Raw genomic sequence first — 19832 nt, 5'->3', positions numbered from 1 at the left:
ATGGCCATTCTCTTGGGAAAGCCGGGAAGCTGTTGGGTGGCGGCAGCCAGATCCACGAACTATCCCCAGCTCGAAGGTTCGATCCGTGCGGACGCCGTTGTCGTGGGGGCCGGAATTGTCGGGCTGACGACGGCGCTTCGCCTTTGCGAGGCGGGCCAATCGGTGATCGTCATTGAAGGCCTGCGCATAGGTGGCCAGGTGACCGGCCGCTCGACGGCCAAGATCACCACGCAGCATGCGCTGATCTATCGTCATCTCATCGACAGCGTTGGCCGGGACCTGGCGCAGACCTATGCCGATGCGAATTCCGCCGGCGCCCGACAAATCCGCGATTGGGTCGACAACTGCGCCATCGTCTGCGATTTCGAGAGCAAGGACGCCTATACCTACACCTGCGATGATGGCCGGCGCGCGAAGGTCGCGGCCGAGGCGGAGGCCGCGCGTCAGGTCGGGCTGGAGGCCGAGGTTCTCGAACGCGCACCGCTGCCTTTCGAAACGGCCGCGGCATTACGGTTCCCCGACCAGGCGCAGTTCAATCCGGCGATGTATCTGGTTGGCCTGGCGGAAGCGGTGACGGCCCGTGGCGGTCGGATCTTCGAAAACAGCCGCGCCACCTCGATCGACGAGGCAAGCCGCTGGCGCGTCGTCACCGATGGCGGCGCCGTTGATGCCGGGCACGTTGTCGTCGCCACCAACATGACGGTGAAGAGCCCCGTCGGCATGGCGAACCGGACTCAACCGCGCTGCCACACCGTGATGGCCTTTCGGATCGATGATCCCCTCCCTGTCGACGGCATGTTCATCGGCATCGACGACCCGACGCATTCCATTCGCACAGGCCGTGATGCCGAAGGTCCACTGCTGGTCACGCTTGGCCCCAAATTCAACACCGGCTGGGATGGCGACGTGGCGAAGCGGTTTGTCGAACTGGAAAAATGGGCAAGAAAGAACCTTCCGGTCGGCGACGTCGCGTGGCGCTGGTGCAACGAGGACCATGATACGGCCGACAGGATCCCATACGCCGGCGAACCCGATCCCGCCAAGGCCGCCGGCTTCCACATTGCCACGGGCTTCAACGCTTGGGGCATCACCAACGGGACGGCCGCGGGCACGATGATCGCCGACCTGATCTGCGGCCGCCCGAGCCCATGGCAAAAACTGTACGATCCGGCGCGGCCCTACCCCGAGGACTTCCACAAGAACGGCCGCAGCCAATCGATCGTCTCGAGCACCCACGACATTGCGCCCGGCATGGGTGGCGTGATCGTCAGGGGAGACGAAAAGATCGCTGCGTGGAGAGACACCGAAGGCGCACTCCAGGCGGTTTCGGCGACGTGCACCCACAAGGGCTGCACCGTGACCTGGAACAATGCGGACCACACCTGGGATTGTCCCTGCCACGGCTCGATCTTCGCCGCCGACGGTTCGGTCATCCACGGCCCTGCCCGAAAACCGCTTGCCCAGATTACATTGTGAAGGCGGCGACCGGCGCGGCCCGCATCACGCCGGCCGTTCGTAGGTTCCGACCAACTCCGTCTCCTCCAACGCGTGTTTCTGGGCTTGCTTCCAGACCTGATGCACGCCCGCCTGTCCCGGTACGCTGAGGCTCGGCACATCGAGCGCGGCCAGCAGGAAGTGGTAATGATGGACGCCATGCCCTGCAGGCGGCTGCGGACCATCGTAATAGGCATTGCCGAAATCGTTGGTGCCTTGCCTGAGGGCCGACGGGCCGGGCTTGCCATCTTCGGCCTCGGCGAGTCCGCCGGCATCCGGCGGGATGTTGAATACTGCCCAGTGTCCGAAAATCCCGCTTGGCGCATCGGGATCCCGCACGACAAGAACAAGGCTCTTGGTTCCATCCGGGACACCGGACCATTTCAGCGGCGGCGAGACGTTCTGGCCGTCACGCGCATATTTTTCGGGAATTCTTCCGCCTGCCCGAAACGCCGGGCTGATAAGGGTGAGTGGCATTGCTATTTCTCCGGGAGATTGCGACCGAGAAACCCGCGCCGGCGCCGTTCACGCCGCTTGCTGAGCTTCCGCGATGCGTCTGATCTCTCCTGGCAGGGATTCCCAGACCTTGTGCATCTGTCCTTCTCCGACGTGATGGGCGAGCACCTTGGACACGACGCTGAATGCATCCTTGGAATCGACCGGACGGGCAAATTCCAGCTCCGCCTTGATCTTGGCCAGAAACTCGTCGAGCGACCGCATCTTCTCGGGAGCTTTGGAAGGCTGGTATTGGTCATAGAAGGCGCCGCGCACCAGGATCGGCAGCTGCGAGCCGAGGTGGGCTGCAAGATCGGGTTGCATCCGGTCGCGCAGGGCGTGCAGCACCGCGCCGAGAACGTGCCAGGCGGCCTGCCGATCCGGTCCAATCTCGTCCATGATCTCGTCGAGCCAGATGTTCGTGGTCTGCAGTGTCTTGTCGAATACGTCGAGTCCGGTGGCGTTCATCGAAAATCCTCCTTCCGTTCAAATCCGACTAGGCTGATGTGACCAAACAGCCGTACCTGCCCGTTGTTCCCCGATGCGTATGTCCTGGTGCGCATTCATTGTCGGAGGTTCCGTCATGAGGGGATTCGGGCCGGCTTTTTGCCGCTGTTTTTTCGACCGCCTTTCTTGGCCGGCGCCCGGGTGGACGAGTTTTATTTGCCGTCGCCGATCACATGGCGACGAGTGCTGCAGACACGAAAACAGGAGAAGAACCATGGTACATCATCATTTGGCGCCCTGGACGCCATCGCGCAGCCTCTATCCATCCGCGAGCGACCCACTCACGTCATTCCACCGGCAGATTGATCGCCTGTTCGACGACTTCTTTGCGCCAATGACCGAAGCGACTACGGCCGGCGATCTTTGGCCGAGCGTCGATGTATATGAAACAGACCAAGCCTATAAGGTCACCGCCGAATTGCCGGGGCTCGAGCAGAAGGATGTTGAGCTCAAGCTGCGCGACAACACCCTCTCCATTACGGGCGAGAAGCGTTCGGAGCACAAGGAAAGCGACCGCGGCCACACCTACAGCGAACGCAGTTATGGCCGGTTTCAGCGGACGATCCCCCTGGAAGCGGAGATCGATGCCGACAAGGTGCAGGCCACTTTCAAGAACGGCGTTTTGACTGTCGAGCTTCCGAAGAACCCCGCTGCAAAGGACAAGACACGGCGCATAGAAGTGAAAGCGCGATAGTTGCCAAACTGAAGGCTGCAGGGCAGGCGGTGTTCAGCCCCGATTGAGGGAGAACGGCGAGCACGGCGAGCACGGCGGCAACCGCTCAGGCGAAGCGTCTAGCGCCGGGGATCGTCCGTCGGCTCGGAAACGCCTTCGAGTGCGATCTTGGCGGCTTCCTCATCGGTCCGCCCGAGGTCGGCCAGGGCAATGACGCCGACGAGGCGCTTGTCATGGTTGATCACCGGAAGGCGACGCACCTGATGCTTGGCCATGATTTTCGCCGCATCGGTGATATCGGCGTCGTCGAAGCACCAATAGACATGCTCGGACATGACCTCGCGAACGGTCGTGTTGCCGGCTGAGCGCTCCTCGGCGACGCCGCGCATCACGATGTCGCGGTCTGTCACCATGCCGACCAGCCTGTCATTCTCGCCGACCGGAAGGGCGCCGAGATTGTCGGCCCGCATTTTCCGGGCGGCATCCCTGATTGTCGTGTTCGGGCCGACCAGTTCGGTCCGACGGCTCATGATCTCCTGAACTTGCATGGGATATTCCTTCCCTGATTGCTGAGGCAACAAGTCGCCAGACGGGCCTGTCGCCACGCATCGCGAGATTGCCAGCTGGCCGGACGGGGCATGTACGGATCACTATCTTCTTCGATCTTCCCGATCCGCGCTGAGGCGTGCCGGTGCCGGCACCTCGCGATCGAAACTATTCTTGGAACGTCCAGGCAGCGAGCGAGTTCCAAAATGGTACCGGTGCCGCAGCCATCCCACGGGATGTGGCCGCAGGCTGGTGAAAAAACATCCACCGGGAAAAACAGATGCACGCGGATTGAAGGTCATGGCAATCATCTTTTCAGATCGCCGCGAGGCCGGGCGGCGACTCGCTGAGGAGCTCGTTCGCTTTGCCGGCCGCGACGACGTGATCGTATTGGCGCTGCCCCGAGGCGGCGTGCCGGTCGGCTACGAGGTCGCGCAGGCACTCAAGGCACCGCTCGACGTCTTCGTCGTGCGCAAGCTCGGCGTCCCCGGTCACGAGGAACTGGCCATGGGGGCGATCGCGCCCTCAGGCGTACGTGTCCTGAACGACGAAATCGTCAACGGTCTCGCGATCCCGCCACACGTCATCGACGCGGTCGCTGCAAAGGAGGAAAAAGAGCTTCTGCGCCGCGAGCACCTCTATAGGGACGGGCGACCCCCACCGCAGTTGAATGGACGGACCATTATCCTCGTGGATGATGGGCTTGCGACCGGATCGACCATGCGGGCCGGGATCAAGGCGCTGCGAAAAAACCACGCCGCCCATATTGTCGCGGCCGTTCCCGTCGGTAGCCCCGACACTTGCGACGCGATGCGGGCGGACGCCGAGGAGGTCGTTTGCGCGACGACACCAGAGCCGTTGCTGGGTGTCGGGCGCTGGTACGTGGATTTCTCACAAACGAGCGATGAAGAGGTCCGCGCGCTCCTCGCCAGCTGCGTGCCCAAGCCTGCGGCTTCCGACAAGCCTGCCGCTTCCGAAGAGGAATTGGCCGGGCGCGCGAGCGCGGGTCCGGTGCCTGGCACCAGATCGACATAGCGGAGGTGGACATGGACCGGGATAGCGAGCACGTCGTGCATCTTCCCGCGGGGCCTGTCACGCTTGAGGGCAATCTTTCGTTGCCCCCGGATGCTCGTGGCCTTGTGCTGTTCGCCCACGGCAGCGGAAGCAGCCGCCACAGCCCGCGCAACCGCTACGTGGCCGGAAGGCTGAACGAGGCGAACCTCGCCACCTGCCTCGTCGACCTGTTGACGGCCGAAGAGGAGCGGATCGACCAGGTCACGGCCGAGTTGCGCTTCAATATCGGACTGCTCGCCGACCGGCTGGTCGGCGTCACGGATTGGCTCGGCGCCTCGCCGGACACGTCGGGGTTGCGTCTTGGCTATTTCGGCGCGAGCACGGGCGCCGGTGCCGCCCTGGTGGCGGCGGCCGAGCGGCCCGACCAGGCCGCGGCCGTGGTTTCGCGTGGTGGCCGGCCCGATCTTGCGGCGCTCGCCCTGCCGCGGGTCCGGGCGCCGACCTTGCTCGTCGTCGGAGGCGCCGACACGCAAGTGATCGCGCTCAACCGCGAGGCACTGGCGGCGCTCCGCAGCGAGAAGGAGCTCACCATCGTCCCTGGCGCGACACATCTGTTCGAGGAGCCCGGCGCCCTGGACGAAGTCGCGGATCTCGCCACCCAATGGTTCTTGCGCCATCTGATTTCGGACAGATCGGCGTCGACGTCCTGACAGCTGGGGCTTGCATCACCGGTCCCGGGATCATTTGCGTCCTCAACGCGTTATGATCCTCATAAGACAGCGCGCAGCTGCAACCCGAATGGCTGTCGCAACCCGCATGTGGGAGAAAGACAATGCCGGACAAGAAAACCATCGAGAAGGCCCGAAAGGACAAGCGCGAGGGCAAATCGCCGAGCACGCAGGCCGGCGAGTTCGTGCACGAGGAGATCGATAAGATCCGCCGCGGTGAGCACGGCGCGCGCTCGACCCAGCAGGCCATCGCCATCGGGCTTTCCGAGGCGAGACGCGCAGGCGTAGACCTGCCCCCGCCCAAAAAGGGCAAGGTGAAGGAGAGCACGCGCAAAAGCGCCGAATACGCCTATGAGGCCGGCCAGGGCGAACGCAAGCCGAAACGCCGCCCGCGGGTCTCCAAAGCCGTCTCCAAGGTGCTCGAGCACGAGCCGAAGGGCACGGCGTCGCACGAGGCGCTGGCGCAGCAGGCCAAGCGTGCGGCCTCGCGCCGGACGGCTGAGGAGCGTTCGGCCGCCGCAAAGAAAGCCGCCGAGACGAAAGGCGCCAGCGGAAGGAAGGCGGCGGCGCAGAAGGCCGCCAGAACGCGCGCACACCACGCATAGTTCAAAGACGGCAGTTCGCCTCCTGGAAATCCGATATGGCCCAAACGACCGGTATCGAGCTCTGCCCCGGCAGCGCGGGACAACGCCGCTGCCCAGGCGAACCAGAGCCTGCATCTACGGGACAACATCGACGTCTTCGACTTCGAAATCACCGCTGACGATACGGCAGCGCTGAACGAGCAATATTCGTCGCTCGCAACGCTGCCTGGACACCGACCCGGAGGTACCCGGCGGCGAGGGCAGCGGGAGACCGGTCAGGAAAGCGCAGTCTGTTTCTTGAGCGCGATGCGTATCGCGCACAACGCGGAGAACTCTGATCATGACCTCAGCTGCCAGCACGACAATGCCGCGAGCCACCACTCAGACGAGACATATCGGTTTGCTCGGCGCGCCCTCCAATCTTGGGCTGATGCCACAGGAGGGTGAGCCGGAGCCCGGCGTGTGGAAGGCGCCGGAGGCACTTCAATCGCTTGGTCTCGCCGACCGTTTGGGCGCCGGTCCGTTGCACACGGTTCGGGCTCCGCTTTATCGGCCTGAGGTGGACCCTGCGACGGGCGTGCGCAATGCGCAGGCACTGCGCCAGTATTCCGAGACGCTTGCCGAAGCGGTCGACGAGGAGCTGAACTCGGGAGGGTTCCTGCTCATGCTCGGCGGCGATTGCAGCGTGTTGCTTGGCCCCGCGCTCGCTCTGCGGCGTCGTGGCCGCTACGGCCTTATCTTCTTCGATGGGCACACCGATTTCAAATTACCGGATACCTCGCCCTCGAAGGGAGCCGCGGGCATGGATTTGGCCTTCGTGACCGGCCATGGACCGAAGCTCCTGACCGATTTCGGCGAGCACACTCCTTTGTTCCGTGAGGCCGACGTAGTCGCGTTTGGCTATCGCGATGTGCAGGACCCCGCGACTTACACGTCCAAAGCCGTCTTCGACACCGATGTTCGCCGGATGGATTTGGCTGAAGTGCGGCGGCGCGGCTTCGCCAATGCCGCACGCATAGCGCTTGACGCGGTCGCAGGGCAGGACGTCGAGGGTGTATTCGTCCATTTCGATGTCGACGTCCTGGACAGCGAGATCATGTCGGCTGTCGATACGCCGGAAGCCGGCGGCGTCTTGCCCGACGAAGCCGTCGAAGCCCTTCGCACATGGTGCAACGATCCACGCGTGATTGGGATGGAGGTGACGATCTATGATCCCGACCGCGATCCGGATCGTCGCTGCGGCAAGCTGCTGATCGACATTCTGGTCGCTTCCCTTCGCGGCCGGTAGACCAATGGGAGTCCCGCACTTGTGCACGAATCCGCCGGCGCGAATGGCCGTCGGTCTGACGGATCGCCGCGCGCACCCAGGAGACCGACATCAAGCCATGGATGATCGAGAACGCCGACGATCACTACGAGATCGACATCTCCCGCGCCAGGCGACTGCTCGGCTGGAAGCCGCGGCATAGCCTGACCGCTCCCTTGCCGGAAATGATCCGGCGGCTGAAGGCGGATCCCACCGACTGGTACAAGAAGAACAAGCTTGAACCGTCGGCGGTCGCGGCTTCCGCGCCCGAGCTCGACCAGGCCGCCGAACGGCTGCAGGGTCCGCTCGAGCGCTCGCACGATGAGGTCGAGGCGGAAACCGGACGCCACCGGGCCGCAACGCTCTGGGCGCCGCTGACCAACGTTGCGATCGGGCTGTGGCTCGTGGCGTCGGCCTTCACGCTCGGCCTGTTCGATCCCGCTTCAGCACCGATTCCGCCGGCGCTCGGACATGAGATCGCCTCGCCGGAGACGCGCGACGGCAGGCTCGGCATCAGCGAGATCGTATCCGGCCACGCCATCCTGTCGCTGGCGCTTGTCAGCATGCGCCGGCGCTGGCACGGGCTGCAATGGATCACGGCCTCGATCGGGGTTTGGGTGATGTTCGCGCCGCTGCTGTTCTGGACCACCAGCGCCGGAGCCTACGCGACCGACACGTTGGCCGGCATGCTGATCGTCGCGTTCGCGGTGATGATCCCGCCAACGCCGGGTATCAGCCGGCGTGCCCTTGCCGCCGATGACGACCGTCCGCTCGGCTGGAGCTATTCGCCCTCGCTCTTCACCCAGCGCATTCCCATAATCGGCCTCGCCTTTGTCGGCCTGTTCGTCTCGCGTTATCTCGCCGCCTATCAGCTTGGCCATATCGATGGCCTTTGGGAACCGTTCTTTGGCCCGGGCGAAACGGCAATGGCAGCGAGGCGGTGGTCACCCCTGGGTCTCCAAGGATTTTCCGATCGCCGATGCCGGGCTGGGCGCCTTCGCCTATGCGCTGGATATCCTCGCCGGCGCGATCGGTGACCGCCGCCGCTGGCGCACCATGCCGTGGATGGTGCTTTTGTTCGGCCTGCTGGTCGTCCCGCTCGGCGTGGTCAGCGTCAGCTTCATCATCATCCAACCACCGCTCATCGGGGCGCTGTGCACGCTCTGCATCGTCCAGGCTGCCGTCGCGGTCGTGCTCATCCCCTATTCGGTCGACGAGGTGCTGGCGAGCTGCCAGTATCTCTGGCGTGCGAAACAGGCGGGAGAGCCGTTCTGGCGGACATTCTGGTGCGGAGGCCCGGCACTTTCGGAGGACCAGACGCCGACGCCCGACCTCGACCGGCCGCTGTCGGCAGTGGCGCGGGACTTCGTCACCGGCGGGGTGAACTTCCCGTGGACCCTTGTTGCCAGCACGCTCGCCGGTGCCCTGCTGATGATCACGCCGCTCGCCTTCGGCACAAGCCCGCCGCTCTATTTCAGCGACCATGTGATCGGCTGCCTGGTCATCATGGTCGCCGTCACCGCGATGGCCGAGGTGGCGCGAGCCGTCCGCTTTCTGAACATCGCGCTCGGCGCCTGGATCGCCCTCTCTCCGTTCATCCTCGCCGGCGGTGCGGCGGCAAGCCTCGCCAATCTGGCGATCGGAGCGCTGCTGGTCGGGCTCAGCCTGCCGCGCGGCACACGCAGCGCTGCGCATTATGGCGGCTGGGACAGGGCCATCGTCTGAGGATGTTCAGCGGCTTAATGCTTTGTTTCCCCAGAGATGCGGCCGGACGTAGGCGATCAAGGCCCTGCCGCACAGCGTAAGCGTTGACGACCGCCGTCAGCAATGGCGAGCTGCAGCGACAAGCGCTTATCCCTGCCATATGCTCTCCCAGCGCAGATCGTCCATCGTGCGCGAAATGTCTTCGCGCAGGATCGACACCATCTCGTCGATCTGCTCGCGCGTGATGATCAGCGGCGGCGACATCACGCACATGTTGATCAGTGGCCGGACCAGCAGGCCGAGTTCGTGGCAGCGCGCGTCGATCCCGGTCGACAGTTCGATCCCCCTCGCTTATGACTCTGAAGCTCCGCTGGTGATGGCCGACTGAATAATTTTCAGTGCAGCAACGCGCCCGGCGACGATTGCACCCTCGACGTAGCCCGGAAATGATGGCGACAGCTCCGACGAGGCGAAATGGATCGGCGACGCACCCGCACGGATAATGCGTTCGGCATCAGTTGCCGTCGCATCGACGATCAGATCGCTGTAGCCGCCGCCGCTCCAGCGATCGTCCGTCCAGTCGCGATAGCTGAGATCTGAGAAGCCGGCCGCCTCGGCGCCGAGTGCTTCCTCCAGTTTTGATGTCACCTTGGCGCGCAGTGCCGCCTCGCCCAGTTCGTGCCAGCGCCGGGCCAGCGGCCCGCCGATGAAGACGACAAGCGCTGGATGAGCGTCGTCATTGCTGGCGTCGCAGGCAAAAAGCCCGTGCGGGTCGCGCCACATCACCATGCCGCTCAAGCCCCTGTCTCGCCAGAAGGCCCTGGGATAACGTGCCAGCATCTTGATCACCGCGCCGCTTTGCCAGACGCCGAGCGCTCCTGCCAGCGCAGCCGGTAGCAGCGGCACGAACTCCACTTTCGAGGCCATCATCGGCGGGACCGCGACCAGCACCGTCCGTGCCTCGATTGAGCCTGCAGCCGAGACGACGCGAACCCCTTCCGGTCCGTGTTCTATGCTTTTGATCGGCGTGCTTAGCCGCAGGCGATCGCCGAGGTCCAGGGCCAGATCGTCCGCCAGCGAATACATGGTTTGGCGCACGAAATACTGCAGTTCCGACACCTCGTTGGTGATACGGCGATCATTGTCGATGACATACCACAGCGGCAGCCTTTCCATCGCCAGGCACCAGAGGCCCTCGATCAGCGAATGAAAGGCCGCCTTGGCTTCGCTGGGATCGTTCTGGCGATCGAGCCATGCTGCCATGGTCAAACCGGCAATGGCTGGGTCGTCGGGTGCAATCGCGTTCATCCGCTCCCGTATTCGCATCGCGGCGCCATACGTGCGCGCGGCTTGCGCCTCGCTCATCCGTGGCTGGGTGATGAATTCGCCGGTGAAATGCGTCTTGACCAGCGTCTTACCGCGCGCGCGCACCAGCGCCATCACTTCCGGCATGTCATCGCACAGGAACTGGCCGCCGCTGTCGATGCGCTCGCCAAGTCTGTTCGGCATGGCTTCGACGCGTCCGCCGACGCGGTCGCGGGCTTCGAGCAGCACGAAATCGACGCCGGCCTTCTTCAGCTCAAGCGCCGCCGAAAGGCCGGTGAAGCCGGCGCCGACGACGACCACATCGGCTCGTTCGATCTCGGAGTTCAACAGCCGGCCTTGATCTTCTCGAATTGCGCGATCATCCGCTGTTTGAGCTCCGGCGCCACCGGCTGAGGATGGGAGCCGGGGTCCTCGTAACGGGACTGGTCAAACAAAACGAGGTCCTTGTCCGGCCCCAGCGCCGCAGCCGAAGCCACCAGCGCTCTCAGAGGTCGCGTCAATGTCTTCATTGCTGTTCCATCCTCTTTTGATTGTTCACGCCGGCTTGGCAGCGCTGGCTGCAGATTTCGGATAGTGCTTGGGGAATGCCGCCGACAGGAATTCGTTCGCGGCCTGCAGCGCCGTCTCGCGTGTGGTGTCTTCGGTGCCCATCATCAAACGCAGCCACAGACCATCCAGCATGGCGCTGAGTGCCAGCGCCCGCTGGAGCGCCGCGCAAAGATCGATGAAGATGTGCTGGTAGATGGCATCACGTGCGCTGCTCAGGGCCTGATATTTCGGCCGCGATTTGGCCTCGCCCCAGAAGGCACACCAGGCAGCCAGCTTGCGCTTGTTGCAGATCGAGCGATCGAAATCAGCCGCGACCAATGCCTGCAACTGGCGGGCAGGGTCATCTCCGGCCTTTTGCAAGGCGCTGCGCCAATGCGCCGAATACTCGTCATACATGTATTGCAAAGTGGCGACGAGCAGCTTCTCCTTGCTCTCGAAATGGAAATTGACGATGCCGCGCGATAGGCCGGCGCCGTCTGCGACGTCGGCCATCGTCGTCTCCGAAAAGCCGCGCTTGGCCAGTGAATCGATTGTCGCTTCGATCAGTTGAAGCTGCCTTGTCTCCTTCGACGCCTTGCGGCCGCGCTTTTCGGAGTCGCTTTTTCGCGCCGGTTCGAGGAAGGCTTCGCGCGCCTCTGTCGTCTTCATCGGGTGATGGTCTCCAGCGGTGATGGTCTCCAGCGGTGATGGTCTCCAGCATCGCCGGCTAGCCGACCGGCTTTCGGCCCCGAAGATCAGTGGAACGGTGCTCACCACTGTCAAGCAACTTCTGCATGGCTGCCAAGTTCCAATGTTCACGTCGAGATAGGGATCCTTGGAGAAACCGAGGTCGAAGGCACCGTCGGCGAAAGGTAGCGACCCGGCGATGCGTGGACCAGATTTGCCCCCGAGCCCTCTGCAGCGGACCTCTGGGTCGAGATCTATGCCATGCGCGAGCTGCAGTACCAGAAGCCGATGAAGCGTGCCAAACTGGTGCCGCGGCCGTTCGTCAGCCTTGATCGCCGCACCGCCAGCCCGCCTGCGGATTTCTGAGCATGTCCGACGAAGCCGAACGTCATGAGGACGACGCCGAAGCCGCCGAACAGTGGCAGCTGATCAACACGCCGCTCGGCGAAAAATGGTCGGGCCGCACCCGCTATGCCGCGGCCATGTTCTTCTACAAACGCGGCGAGATGAATGCCGAGACGCTCGAGGTCTACCGCATTTGCGCGCGGCTGGATTCGACGGATCCGCTACCGATCATCCGCGATCGCCGCGTCGGTCAGGACTGGCTGAAGCGCATGGGTTTCGAATAACTCGCCCAGGGGCGTGTTGAGATTCAGGTCAGGCCGAGTCGAAAATTGTGGTTTCGAGAACCGGAGCGGCGCGTACTTTGGGTGCCCTAGCCAATGGTCTTTTCCAGCATGCCGAGCCAATTGCGATAGGCGATCTTCTCGATCAGCGCGCGCCCGAAGCCGCGTGCCGCGAACGCGTCGAGCAGTCTTGGCAGGCCAGCAACGTCGCCTATCACGGCCGGGATCATGGCGCCGTCGAAATCCGAGCCCAGGCCGACGCCGTCTTCGCCCAATGCCTGCAGCAGCGAGTCGACATGGCGCACCATGATGTCGAGGCTGGTGTCGGCGTTCATCCTGCCGTCCTCACGCAGGAACCCGGTGGCGAAGTTCAGCCCGACCATGCCGCCCGAATCGCGGATCGCGCCGAGCTGCCATTCGGTGAGGTTGCGCGAATGGCCGCAGATCGCGTGCACGTTGGAATGGGTCGCGACCAGCGGTGCGTCGCTGATCTCGACGACGTCACGGAAACCTTTTTCGTTGAGATGCGAAAGATCGATCATGATCTTCAGCTGGTTGCAGGCTTTCACCAGCGCCTTACCGGCATCGGTCAGCCCCGGCCCTGTATCGGGCGACGACGGGAAGCGGAACGGCACGCCGTGGCCGAAGGCATTGGGACGGCTCCAGACGATGCCGAGCGAGCGCAGGCCGGCTGCGTGGAGAACGTCGAGCAGGGTGAGCTCTGGGTCGATCGCCTCGACCCCTTCGATATGGAACACCGCCGCAATCGAGCCTTGCGCCATCGCCTTCCTCACATCGCCGGCGCTGCGGCAGATAGTAAGGGCCGAAGCCCGCTCCAGCCTGAACAGGATCGAGGCCATCGCTACCGTCGAGTTGAGCGCATCGGCGCGCGGGATCTCGGGTGGCAAGGGCTCGCTGTCGCTCGGCGCCAGCGGCACCGCGCCGCGTTTGGATTTCTCGACAGGCGGCGGGAAGATCGCGAACATGCCGCCGGCAAACCCGCCTTTCTTCGCGCGCGGCAGGTCGATATGGCCACCCGGCGTCCCCTCGACGAACAGCTTTTCGACGTCCGCATCCTTCGACTGGTAGAGCCTGAGCAGCGTGTCGTTGTGGCCGTCGAAGACGGGAACGAGATCGGATTCGGTCATGGAGGGCCATTCGGTTGACGTGATCGGACCGCGGACGGCGAGCCGGTTGCTGGCAATACTTAGGCAAGGTTGGCGCTCTGCGCAAATCCCGTATGTTTGCCCCTTGCGTTTGTACGCCCCCAATAGCCAAAGCGGCACGCGGTAAAGCCGCGCACCCCTTCTTTCGACATTCGTCGAGGCTGTGCCTTACCGCTTCAGCACGTCCGCCCATTCCGGATGGCGGCGGAACTGAGCATTGGCGAACGGGCAAAGCGGGATGATCGTCTTGCCCACCGCACGTGCATCCTCGACGGCACGGCTGACCAGGCGAAGCCCCGCGCCCTGGCCGCGAAATGCATCCGGCACTTCGGTATGGTCGATGATGATCTGGTGCTCACCGATCTTGGTGAAGGTCATCTCCGCCTCGGCGCCGCCCGGCCCACGCAGGAAGTAGCGGCCCTTCGAGCCGCGGTCCTCCAGTTCAATCTCCGGCAATAGGTCAGACATGGCTTGCGGTCCTTTCATCCGACGCCACGGCGAACAACCGCCGCGCCGCCTCGATCTCGCTCGGCCGCACCTCATGGCCGCCGTCATGCCACTCGACTGTGACATCGGCGCCATCGGCGCGCAAATAGGCTTCGAGGCGCGCCGTCAAATCAGGCGGACAGATCGGGTCCCGCCTGCCGGCGGTGACCAGGATGCGGCTGCCGCAAAGGCTGCCCTTGACCTTCGGTTCGAACGGGATCAGCGGATGCATCAGCACCGTTGCGTCGAACAGCGACGGTTCGGTAAACAGCACCGAGGCCAGGATGTTGGCGCCGTTGGAGTAACCGAGGCCGAGCACCGAAGATGGCCTTGCCGCCTCGACATGCGCCTTGACGAAGCCGGCCATCTTGTCCGTCGCTCGCGTGAGGTCGCCCATGTCGTAAACGCCCTCGCCGGTACGGCGGAAGAAGCGTGCGGCGCCTTGTTCTGAGACATCGCCGCGCGGAGCGACGATCGTCGCTTGGGGCGCGAGATCGCGTCCAAGCGACAGAAGCTGGGCCTCGTCGCCACCGGTGCCGTGGAAGACGAAGAGCAACGGTCCGCCCGGCGAACCGGGCAGCACTTTGTGAATATATGAATCCTTGCTCATGACCTTGCCCTCAGTCTTCCAGTTTCTGCAGATGCTGCTCGAGATAGGGTCGCAAATGCTGGTGTTGCGACGGCAGTTTCAGCGCCTCGCCAAGGTGGGCGGTATCCTCGTCGCGGTCGAAGCCCGGCTCGTTGGTGGCGACTTCGAACAGCACGCCGCCCGGTGTGCGGAAGTAGATCGCCCAGAAATAATCGCGGTCGATCACTGGCGTCACCTGATAACCTGTATCGACCAGCGCCTTGCGCACTTCGAGCTGCTTGGCGCGGTTCTCGACGGCGAAAGCGACATGGTGGACCGAGCCAGCGCCGAGATTGGCGAAGCCGGCCCCCGGCAGCGATTCGATATCGACGACGTCGGCGCCGTTGCCGCTCTTCACCGCCAGCCGCCTGACGTTGCCGGACTTGTCGAGCTCCTCATAACCCATGAATTTCAGCAGCTCTTCGGTGGCGCCGCCATCTTTCAGCCTAAGCGACACCGAGTGAAAGCCGCGGATCGCCTCGTCGGTGGGAATGCCACCCTTGGCCCATGGCACACGGCTGTCCGCTTTGTCCTCGACCAGCGCAAACCCGTCGCCGTCGGGACCGGCGAACGCAAGACGCTTCTCGCCGAACGTCTCCTCGCGGGACAGCCCGGTGACACCTTGCTCGGCAAACCGTTTCTCCCAATAGCCGAGCGTGCCCTCGGGCACCGAGTAAGCGGTGGTGCCGACTTCGCCGACTCCATGGCGGCCTTTGCCGATGTTCGGGAACGGGAAATAGGTCATCACCGAGCCGGGCGTGCCGACCTCGTCGCCGTAATAGAGGTGATAGACATCGGGTGCATCGAAATTGACCGTTTTCTTGACCCGGCGCAGGCCGAGTGTACCGGTGAAGAATTCGTTGTTCTGGCGTGCATTGCTGGCCATCGAGGTGACGTGATGCAGGCCCTTGACCTGGTCGAGCATGTTTCTGCTCCTTCCCTTGTGTGTGGTGGTGCGGCTCTTGCCGCTGTCCACGCAAATATGAGGATCCGCCTCCTGGCCGCAAAGGCGGCAAATACAGAATGGACTGTGCTGTTAAAGTGAACGATCAAGCAGGTTTTGTTCACCATTCGGCGAACCGGACCGGCTTGCATACTCGCCGAAATTGCGCTCCATGAATGACGCATGTAGCCAGCGTGAGGATACCGCGGTTGACGGGAAAACGCCCCAACATTCTCCTGATCACCTGCGACCAATGGCGCGGCGACTGCCTGTCAGCCGCTGGCCACAAGGTGGTAAGGACGCCGAATGCCGACGCGCTGGCTGCCGAGGGCGTTCTGTTCCCGAAGCACTATGGCGGCGCCGCACCTTGCTCGCCGGCGCGCGCCTGCCTCTACACCGGCCTCTACCAGATGAACAATCGTGTTTGCCGCAACGGCACACCGCTCGATGCCCGCCACGGCAACATAGCGCTCTGGGCGCGCGCCCTTGGCTATGATCCGACGCTGTTCGGTTATACCGACATGGCGCGCGACCCGCGCACGCTGGCGCCTGGCGACCCGCAGCTGAAGAGCTATGAAGGCGTGCTGCCCGGCTTCACCGTGCGCCAGCTTCTGCCCGAGCACCAGAAGCCCTGGCTGTCATGGCTCAAGGCGCGCGGCGTCGATGCCGGCGCCGGCTCCCCCGCCATTCACCGCCCGGTGGGCGAAATCCTGGAAAACGACGGCGGGGTCAGCAACGCTCCGCCAATCTATTCGAACGACGAGACGCCGTCGGCCTTCCTGGCCGGCGAATTCATCCGCTGGCTCGGCGAGCAGGAGCACGATACGCCGTGGTTCGCGCACCTTTCCTTCATCAGCCCCCACCCGCCCTTCATCGTGCCGGCGCCTTACAACACCATGTACGATCCGGCCATCGGTCCAGCTTTTGACCGCGCCAAAAGCTGGCAGGCCGAAGCAGCAAGCCACCCCTACCTCGCCTTTGAATTTGACCGGCACGAACGGTCGAAATTCCGCCCCGGCTCGGAGGGCAAGGTGCGCGACTGGGGCGACGATAATTTTCGCCGCATCCGGGCGCTCTATTACGGCATGATCTCGGAGGTCGACGCGCAGCTTGGCCGTGTCTGGCAAGCGGTCAAGGCGGCCGATGCATGGGACGACACCGTCATCGTGCTGACCTCCGACCACGCCGAGATGATGGGCGATCATTTCATGCTGGGCAAAGGCGGCTTCTTCGACGGCAGCTTCCATATTCCGCTGATCATTCGCGATCCGCGCCGCCGCAAGGCTGTCGGCAGCAGCGTCGACCGCTTCACCGAGGCGGTGGATTTGGCGCCGACCTTGCTCGATCTCACTAGGCTCGAGCTCACTGGCGGCGAAGTGCTGCCGCATCTCGACGGCCGCTCGCTGGCGCCTTTCCTGGACGCAACGGAGCCGGACAATTGGCGCGATGCGGCGCATTGGGAGTTCGATTTCCGCTCGATCGCGGATGGTGATGCCGAACGGTATTTCGGCATCGGTCCGCGTCAGTGCAATCTCGCCGTCGTCCGCACGCAAAAGTTTAAATATGTGCATTTCGGCGGCGGCCTGCCGCCCTTGTTCTTCGACCTGGAAAAGGATGCCGGCGAGCTGACCAACGTCGCTGATGATCCAGCCTATCTGCCGGCGCGGTTGGAATTTGCCGAGAAGTTGCTCACCTGGCGGGCCGAGCATCTCGACCAGTCTCTGGCGCTCGCCGAATTAACGGACGATGGCGTTGCCGGCCATGTCGCCGGCTTTCCCTCGATATAAGTAAAGCCCGCGCCGTTGCCGGCGCGGGCTTCTCTGTCGGCCTGTGTGCAGCTTAGCGCATCATCATACGCTGTTTGTCGCGATTTTGCGCATAGGTGGCCTTGTCGTAGGGGGCCTGCGCCTCGAGCTGCTCCTTGGTGAAGTTCGTGTAGAGATAGCGCTTGCCGTTCTTGTCGGTCATGAATTTCAGGTTGTCCATGCCAACCGCCACTTCCTTCGAACCGATGCCTAGGAAGCCGCCGACATCGATGATGATCGCGTCGACCTTCTTGTCGCCGCCCAGCACGATATCGCCGATCTTGCCGACGTTGACATCGTTGGCGCCGTAAACGGTTGTTCCAACCAGATCCTCAGCCCGGATTTCGCCCATCGGCATTTCGGTTAGCGTCGACTTGTCGATCGACCCGGTCTTGGTCTGGTCGGCCGTGGAATTAGCCGGAGGCGCCGCTGCCGGAGCGTTTTGAGCCGTCTTGCTGGTCGTCTCGGTGGTTTTGGTCGTCGCGGTGTTGCTGGCCGTCACGGTAGGCGTGACGGTGGCGGGCGCAGTAGCCGCGGCAGTGGTTGCCGGGGCCGGATCATAGGCCTTGCGGTTGAAGTCCGGCTGCGCCTGCAGCTCTTCCTTGGTCGTTTGCGCGACCAGCCAGCGATCGCCGTTCCTCTCGGCCCACTGCGCCTTGTCGAAATCATACGCGACGTTCTTTTCGCCGATGCCGAGGAAGCCGCCGACACCGATGATCAGCGATTGCGCCTTGGCTTCCTTGTTGATGACGATGTCGTTCACGTCACCGATGTTCTGGGCGTCGTCGCCGGTGCCGTTATAGACGGTCTCGCCGATGATATTGGTGGCGAGATTGCCTTCGGCGCGCTTCACTGGCTCAGCCGGCGCGGCAGGCGCAGGGGTTGTATTTTGCGCGCTGGTGGAAGGGGCGGCAGGCACCGCATTATCGGCCGAAGCTGGTGGCGGAGGCGGATCGTAAGGTCTCCGGTCGAAATCCGGCTGAGCCGTCAACTCATCCTTCGTCGTTTGCGCTATCAGCCAACGGTCGCCATTTCTTTCGGCCCATTGCATCTTCTTGTAGTCGAAAGTGACGTTCTTGGTTCCTATGCCAAGAAAACCGCCAACGCCGATGACGACGGATTTTACCTCGCCGCGCTCGTCGAAGACGATATCGCTGATTTTGCCGATATTCTGGGCATCATCGCCGGTGCCATTATAGACGGATTCGCCGATGATGTTGGTGGCAAGGCTGCCCTCGGCACGTATCGCCGGAGCGGTATCCTCGGCGGCGGGTGGTTGCGCCGGCGCCGGGGTCGTCGCCGATTGCGCAAATGCACCCGTCGCAATCAATGTTGCGACTGCTGTCGTGGTTAAAAGGGTGCGGATCATCTCAGTGTCTCCTCGTCGGATTTCGTGCACGCCCTGCCCGCCTGGCGTCACTGCGGGCGCAGCGTCTTCTGCATGTTCACAACGTTGTGACCACACTGTTGTTCCGAAAAAAGCCGTGGTGCACCCGGTGCGATGTCAATGGTTCTCGGATTCGCCGCGCTGGTCGAAAGGAACATTTTCCCGGCCGCCCCGTTCCACTCCCGGCTGGGGCCCCGTCCCGGCCTGATAGGTGCTGTAAAATGGAACGGCCATGCGGTTTGCAGCGGTGCTGAACAAGGACGGGGGCACCCTGCGCACCATCGATCTTGAGGCCTTCGCCAGTCGGATGCGCAGCACGCTTGAGACTGCCGGCCACTCGATCGATATCGAAATCGTCGCCGGCAAGGATATCGTTGCCACGCTGGACGGCGTAGCTTCCAGGCGCGGCATCGACGTCGTGCTGGCTGGCGGCGGCGACGGAACCATTTCGGCCGCGGCAGCCCGTTTGATGAATGGGGAGAAGGCGCTGGCAATTCTGCCGGCTGGCACAATGAACCTTTTTGCGCGCGGCCTCGGTATTCCGCAGACCCTCGATGCGGCACTGAAATCGTTTGCCGACGGCGAGGTGATGGCGATTGACGTTGCAACAGCCAACGGCCGGCCTTTCGTACATCAATTCTCGATCGGCATGCACGCCAGGATGGTGCAACTGCGCCAGAAGATGGAATTCGGCTCGCGGCTGGGGAAGATGCGCGCCTCGGTGCGAGCCGCTTGGGCAACGATCAACAATCCACCGGCGATGAACGTAACGCTGACGATCGGCGAGGCCGAGATCAGAACCCGGATCACCGGCATCGGCATCACCAACAATCTGTTCGGCGAGGGCCACCTGCCCTATGCCGATGATCCTGCAGGCGGCGTGCTGGGCATCTATGTCACCGTGGCACGGCGGCGCGGCGAATTGATCCGGTTCCTCTTTGACGTCGCCCGTGGGAAATGGCGCGGCAACGAACATGTCGAAATCCATCAGGCAAACCGCGCCGTTTTGAAAATCCATTCGACGAACAGGAAAGTTCAGGCCGTCATGGACGGCGAACTGGTAAAGCTCGATCGCGAGACGACCGTCGAAATCCATCCGCGCGCGTTGAATGTTCTCGTCCCGGCGCGTGCCGCCGAGGCAAAGGTTGCCTGACGTGGGATGCGTGATGTGGGTTGCGTGATGCGAGCTGGCACGGGCG

20 protein-coding genes and 3 pseudogenes are annotated in these 19832 nt (G+C 63.4%); 11 read left to right on the top strand and 12 right to left on the bottom strand.

The genetic code is table 11. From position 1 onward, the window contains the following. A complete protein-coding gene (locus tag NKJ46_RS18845) occupies nucleotides 1–1476 on the top strand; it encodes an FAD-dependent oxidoreductase (RefSeq protein WP_352666401.1) in 1476 nt (491 codons plus the stop codon). 24 nt (nucleotides 1477–1500) lie between these two features. Here the strand turns inward: NKJ46_RS18845 and NKJ46_RS18840 are convergent, their stop codons facing one another. Then, on the bottom strand, nucleotides 1501–1971 hold the full coding sequence (locus NKJ46_RS18840) for a YbhB/YbcL family Raf kinase inhibitor-like protein (protein WP_352471470.1): 471 nt from the start codon (nucleotides 1969–1971) through the stop codon (nucleotides 1501–1503). A 48-nt stretch (nucleotides 1972–2019) separates the two neighbouring features. Further along, the gene (locus tag NKJ46_RS18835; protein ID WP_352666400.1) at nucleotides 2020–2457 is read right to left on the bottom strand and encodes a DUF2267 domain-containing protein; all 438 of its coding nucleotides are present in this window, start codon (nucleotides 2455–2457) and stop codon (nucleotides 2020–2022) included. A 253-nt stretch (nucleotides 2458–2710) separates the two neighbouring features. Here NKJ46_RS18835 and NKJ46_RS18830 point away from each other — a divergent pair, with 253 nt between their 5' ends. Beyond that, nucleotides 2711–3190, top strand: coding sequence for an Hsp20/alpha crystallin family protein (locus tag NKJ46_RS18830; protein ID WP_352666398.1), 480 nt, complete (start codon nucleotides 2711–2713; stop codon nucleotides 3188–3190). 98 nt (nucleotides 3191–3288) lie between these two features. Here the strand turns inward: NKJ46_RS18830 and NKJ46_RS18825 are convergent, their stop codons facing one another. Further along, nucleotides 3289–3717: a CBS domain-containing protein gene (locus tag NKJ46_RS18825; protein WP_473600007.1), complete on the bottom strand. Its 429-nt coding sequence runs from the start codon at nucleotides 3715–3717 to the stop codon at nucleotides 3289–3291. A gap of 298 nt (nucleotides 3718–4015) precedes the next feature. Between NKJ46_RS18825 and NKJ46_RS18820 the strand changes: the two genes are divergently transcribed. The 5 genes and pseudogenes from NKJ46_RS18820 to NKJ46_RS18800 form a co-directional block, all read left to right on the top strand. Then, the gene (locus NKJ46_RS18820; RefSeq protein ID WP_352666394.1) at nucleotides 4016–4750 is read left to right on the top strand and encodes a phosphoribosyltransferase; all 735 of its coding nucleotides are present in this window, start codon (nucleotides 4016–4018) and stop codon (nucleotides 4748–4750) included. Between the two features lie 11 nt (nucleotides 4751–4761). Then, a complete protein-coding gene (locus NKJ46_RS18815) occupies nucleotides 4762–5439 on the top strand; it encodes a dienelactone hydrolase family protein (RefSeq protein WP_352666393.1) in 678 nt (225 codons plus the stop codon). A gap of 122 nt (nucleotides 5440–5561) precedes the next feature. Next, nucleotides 5562–6062, top strand: a complete 501-nt coding sequence (locus NKJ46_RS18810; protein WP_352666391.1) for a DUF6496 domain-containing protein — start codon at nucleotides 5562–5564, stop codon at nucleotides 6060–6062. A gap of 319 nt (nucleotides 6063–6381) precedes the next feature. Next, complete coding sequence (locus tag NKJ46_RS18805; RefSeq protein ID WP_352666390.1) at nucleotides 6382–7329, top strand: arginase family protein; 948 nt, start codon at nucleotides 6382–6384, stop codon at nucleotides 7327–7329. Nucleotides 7330–7406: 77 nt separating this feature from the next. After that, nucleotides 7407–9072 (top strand): annotated as a pseudogene (locus NKJ46_RS18800) (vitamin K epoxide reductase family protein); the annotation flags it as partial. A 126-nt stretch (nucleotides 9073–9198) separates the two neighbouring features. Here the strand turns inward: NKJ46_RS18800 and NKJ46_RS18795 are convergent. From NKJ46_RS18795 to betI, 4 genes and pseudogenes are all read right to left on the bottom strand, one after another. After that, nucleotides 9199–9375, bottom strand: a pseudogene (locus tag NKJ46_RS18795) (aspartate aminotransferase family protein); the annotation flags it as partial. 27 nt (nucleotides 9376–9402) lie between these two features. Continuing rightward, nucleotides 9403–10704, bottom strand: coding sequence for a flavin monoamine oxidase family protein (locus NKJ46_RS18790; protein ID WP_352666389.1), 1302 nt, complete (start codon nucleotides 10702–10704; stop codon nucleotides 9403–9405). Then, on the bottom strand, nucleotides 10701–10886 hold the full coding sequence (locus NKJ46_RS18785; protein ID WP_352666388.1) for a hypothetical protein: 186 nt from the start codon (nucleotides 10884–10886) through the stop codon (nucleotides 10701–10703). The genes NKJ46_RS18790 and NKJ46_RS18785 overlap by 4 nt, the downstream gene beginning before the upstream one ends. A gap of 25 nt (nucleotides 10887–10911) precedes the next feature. Continuing rightward, entirely contained in the window at nucleotides 10912–11574 is a 663-nt protein-coding gene (gene betI / locus NKJ46_RS18780; protein WP_352666387.1) for a transcriptional regulator BetI, read from the bottom strand. A 255-nt stretch (nucleotides 11575–11829) separates the two neighbouring features. On the opposite strand from betI, the pseudogene NKJ46_RS18775 reads away from it, so the two are divergent. Both NKJ46_RS18775 and NKJ46_RS18770 read left to right on the top strand, forming a co-directional pair. Then, nucleotides 11830–11958 (top strand): annotated as a pseudogene (locus tag NKJ46_RS18775) (aminomethyl transferase family protein); the annotation flags it as partial. Between the two features lie 2 nt (nucleotides 11959–11960). Beyond that, entirely contained in the window at nucleotides 11961–12221 is a 261-nt protein-coding gene (locus NKJ46_RS18770) for a hypothetical protein (protein ID WP_352666385.1), read from the top strand. An 86-nt stretch (nucleotides 12222–12307) separates the two neighbouring features. Here NKJ46_RS18770 and NKJ46_RS18765 read toward each other — a convergent pair whose 3' ends face one another. The 4 genes from NKJ46_RS18765 to NKJ46_RS18750 form a co-directional block, all read right to left on the bottom strand. Next, nucleotides 12308–13366, bottom strand: a complete 1059-nt coding sequence (locus NKJ46_RS18765) for a dipeptidase (protein ID WP_352666383.1) — start codon at nucleotides 13364–13366, stop codon at nucleotides 12308–12310. 186 nt (nucleotides 13367–13552) lie between these two features. Beyond that, nucleotides 13553–13852, bottom strand: coding sequence for a GNAT family N-acetyltransferase (locus NKJ46_RS18760; protein ID WP_352666381.1), 300 nt, complete (start codon nucleotides 13850–13852; stop codon nucleotides 13553–13555). Next, nucleotides 13845–14480 carry an alpha/beta hydrolase gene (locus tag NKJ46_RS18755; protein WP_352666379.1) on the bottom strand — a complete coding sequence of 212 codons (636 nt, stop codon included), beginning with the start codon at nucleotides 14478–14480 and terminating at the stop codon, nucleotides 13845–13847. The genes NKJ46_RS18760 and NKJ46_RS18755 overlap by 8 nt, the downstream gene beginning before the upstream one ends. Nucleotides 14481–14490: 10 nt before the next feature. Then, nucleotides 14491–15423, bottom strand: a complete 933-nt coding sequence (locus NKJ46_RS18750; protein WP_352666377.1) for a VOC family protein — start codon at nucleotides 15421–15423, stop codon at nucleotides 14491–14493. A gap of 194 nt (nucleotides 15424–15617) precedes the next feature. Between NKJ46_RS18750 and NKJ46_RS18745 the strand changes: the two genes are divergently transcribed. Beyond that, the gene (locus tag NKJ46_RS18745) at nucleotides 15618–17228 is read left to right on the top strand and encodes an alkaline phosphatase family protein (protein ID WP_502903416.1); all 1611 of its coding nucleotides are present in this window, start codon (nucleotides 15618–15620) and stop codon (nucleotides 17226–17228) included. A 52-nt stretch (nucleotides 17229–17280) separates the two neighbouring features. Here the strand turns inward: NKJ46_RS18745 and NKJ46_RS18740 are convergent, their stop codons facing one another. Next, complete coding sequence (locus NKJ46_RS18740) at nucleotides 17281–18615, bottom strand: PRC-barrel domain-containing protein (RefSeq protein ID WP_352666374.1); 1335 nt, start codon at nucleotides 18613–18615, stop codon at nucleotides 17281–17283. A gap of 250 nt (nucleotides 18616–18865) precedes the next feature. On the opposite strand from NKJ46_RS18740, the gene NKJ46_RS18735 reads away from it, so the two are divergent. Continuing rightward, a complete protein-coding gene (locus NKJ46_RS18735) occupies nucleotides 18866–19786 on the top strand; it encodes a diacylglycerol/lipid kinase family protein (RefSeq protein WP_352666372.1) in 921 nt (306 codons plus the stop codon). Nucleotides 19787–19832: the final 46 nt, after the last annotated feature.

Source organism: Mesorhizobium sp. M0166, from assembly GCF_040322255.1.
GTDB lineage: Bacteria > Pseudomonadota > Alphaproteobacteria > Rhizobiales > Rhizobiaceae > Mesorhizobium.
Note: the sequence above shows the minus strand (reverse complement) of the source record. Positions and strands in the feature narration are given on the sequence as shown.